The organism is Arthrobacter sp. 05T444 (genome assembly GCF_056395905.1).
Genome location: NZ_JBFTKK010000085.1, coordinates 1 through 330, shown reverse-complemented (window position 1 = coordinate 330; position 330 = coordinate 1). Strand labels below are relative to the sequence as shown.

1 protein-coding gene is annotated in these 330 nt (G+C 65.1%); it reads right to left on the bottom strand.

Features of this window, described 5'->3' with window-relative positions:
* On the bottom strand, positions 1-330 hold a 330-nt coding region (locus AC1DD3_RS22195), incomplete at both ends, for a helix-turn-helix domain-containing protein (protein WP_476882539.1).

Below are 330 nucleotides of genomic sequence, written 5' to 3'. Positions count from 1 at the left end.
TGCGGTGCAGTTCCCGGCTGATGGTCGAGGGGGAACGCTGCAGAGTCAGCGCTATCGTCCTCAGCGAGGAACCGGCCCGGCTCAGGTCCCGGATCATTTCACGTTCCTGCAGTGACAGAAAGCGGGGGTCGATGGACCCGTCGGAGTCCGACGGCGCGTGGAATGTGGTCACTCCACGTTKGTAGTCGACTACCYGCCCGTCGGGGTAAAAGCGGCGGCTGCCCGATTTTCGGATGCCAACGTCCCAGTCCTTGGCAGTGCGGGCATGCACACCCACGGCCCTGGCTGCCTCYCGGCGGCTGACCCCGGCCTCGCGCAGCTCAAAGAATT